The 2,296-nt window shown below is 60.6% G+C and carries 2 protein-coding genes and 1 pseudogene; all 3 read left to right on the top strand.

The features are described 5' to 3' along the window. Window positions 1–98 (top strand): annotated as a pseudogene (locus WCA53_RS33220) (dihydropteroate synthase); the annotation flags it as partial. 133 nt (window positions 99–231) lie between these two features. Continuing rightward, window positions 232–1,590, top strand: a complete 1,359-nt coding sequence (gene glmM / locus WCA53_RS33225; protein WP_423922036.1) for a phosphoglucosamine mutase — start codon at window positions 232–234, stop codon at window positions 1,588–1,590. A 270-nt stretch (window positions 1,591–1,860) separates the two neighbouring features. Further along, window positions 1,861–2,296: substrate-binding domain-containing protein (locus WCA53_RS33230; protein ID WP_423922039.1), on the top strand; the 436-nt coding region annotated here is incomplete at its 3' end.

Raw genomic sequence — 2,296 nt, forward strand, 5'->3', positions numbered from 1 at the left:
GCGCGGTGGAGCGGGGCGCGGCAATCGTGCGCGTTCATGATGTCGCCGCTACCTCGGACGCGTTGAAGGTATGGCAAGCGGTGCGAGCGGCGAACTAACCGGTGCTTCCGGCGAGTGAGCACGGCGCAACATGACAGTGGATTGGCCGAAGGGGCTAGTGCTTTATAGCCTGGCAGCATCGAAAATTAACGGGGCGCGCTTGAAATCCAGCGCAGGGAGAGAAACGAAGCAATGGCACGTCGATATTTTGGAACCGATGGTATTCGTGGCAAGGTTGGCGAAGCGCCGATCACGCCGGACTTCGTATTGCGGCTCGGCTATGCAGCGGGCAAGGTGCTCGGGGGCGCGGATCGATGGGCGCAGCGCGCTTCGCGGCCAACCGTTCTCATCGGCAAGGACACGCGGGTGTCGGGTTACATGCTGGAAGCGGCCCTGGAGTCGGGTTTTTCCGCTGCGGGCGTTGACGTCATGCTTGCCGGACCGATACCTACACCGGGCGTCGCGTACCTCACGCGCGCGCTGCGGCTCGCTGCGGGCGTGGTGATCAGCGCGTCGCATAATCCGTACTATGACAACGGCATCAAGTTTTTCTCTGCCGACGGCAACAAGCTTCCCGACGAAGTCGAACTGCAAATCGAGTTGCAACTCGATGAACCCATGTCGTGCGCGCCGTCCGAGTTGCTTGGCAAGGCCCGTCGACTGGACGATGCACGGGGCCGCTATATCGAGTTCTGCAAGAGCACGTTCCCGGCGAGTTTTGACCTGCACGGGTTGAAGGTGGTGGTGGATTGTGCGAACGGCGCAGCATACGACGTGGCGCCCCAGGTGTTCCATGAACTCGGTGCGGAAGTGGTCACGATCGGGGTGTCGCCGAACGGCTTCAATATCAACGATGGGTTCGGCGCGACTGCGCCCGATGCGCTCGTACGGGCGGTCAAGGAGCATGGCGCCGATATCGGCATTGCGCTGGATGGCGATGCAGACCGGTTGCAGGTCGTCGATGCGTTGGGCCGCCTCTACAACGGCGATGAATTGCTGTATGTGCTGGTGAAGGACCGCATTGCGACCGATGGCCGTGTGGACGGTGCGGTCGGGACGTTGATGACGAATATGGCGGTCGAGGTCGCGCTCAAAGACGCGGGCGTGCAATTCGTGCGCGCGGCGGTCGGCGATCGCTACGTGCTTGAGAAATTGCGTGAGAACAACTGGTCGCTGGGCGCGGAGGGATCCGGGCACATTTTGTCGCTGGATCGGCATTCCACAGGCGATGGCATTGTCTCGGCGCTGCTGGTCCTGGCTGCGATCAAGCGCAGTGGCAAGACGCTGGCCGAGTTGCTTGACGGCGTGACGCTTTTTCCCCAGAAGTTGATCAATGTGCGGATGGGCCCGGATGCCGACTGGAAGAGCAGTGACGCGATCAAGCGCGCTATTGCCGATGCGGAGCGTTCGCTTGAGTCGAGCGGTCGTGTGCTGATTCGCGCGTCTGGAACGGAGCCGGTGCTGCGCGTGATGGTGGAAGCTGCGTCGCAGGCGGATGCCGTCAGGCACGCGGAGGGCATCGCGAAGGTCGTGAAGGAAGCGACGACTTAAGCGGGGGAACAGAGATCAAAGCGATCAAAGCAACATCAAGAACGCCACGGTATGCTCCGTGGCGTTTTTGCGTAGGAGTGGCCCTGTGCGACGGCTCGGCAACGCACAGTTGGTGTTCCAAAAGCTGAGGCACAGCGCCAAACCCTCCCCGCGAGTCTTTCAGTCCGAAAGCCCTTTGTCACTCCAGCTTCACCATTCGTCATCCGAATGTCACATTCAGAACCTATCCTTCGCGGTGTCGAGTTACTTGCTCACAACCCTGGAGATCACATGAAATTGATGCACACCGCGCTTGCAGGAATCGTTGGCGCAATGTTCGCCATGTCGGCGCAGGCCGCTGACATTACCGGCGCGGGAAGTACTTTTGCGGCACCGATTTACACCAAGTGGGCCGACACGTATCAGAAATCGGGCGGTGGCAAGGTCAACTACCAAGGTATCGGTTCGTCGGGCGGCATCAAGCAAATCGTCGCGAAGACGGTGGATTTCGCTGGCTCGGACGCACCGTTGAAAGACGACGAACTCGAAAAGCAGGGGCTTTTCCAGTTTCCGACGGTCGTTGGCGGCGTGGTTCCGGCGATCAACGTGCCGGGCGTGAAGGCAGGCGAGATGACGCTGTCGGGTGAAGTTCTCGGCGACATCTACCTGGGCAAGATCAAGAAGGGGAACGACCCGGCAATCGTCGCGTTGAATCCGAAGCTGAAGC

The sequence above is a fragment of the Caballeronia sp. genome (assembly GCF_049581465.1).
Lineage (GTDB): Bacteria > Pseudomonadota > Gammaproteobacteria > Burkholderiales > Burkholderiaceae > Caballeronia.

Bases quoted from the DNA above. Each gene is read 5' to 3' on its own strand.
- glmM (WP_423922036.1), top strand. From the start codon at position 232: ATGGCACGTCGATATTTTGGAACCGATGGTATTCGTGGCAAGGTTGGC.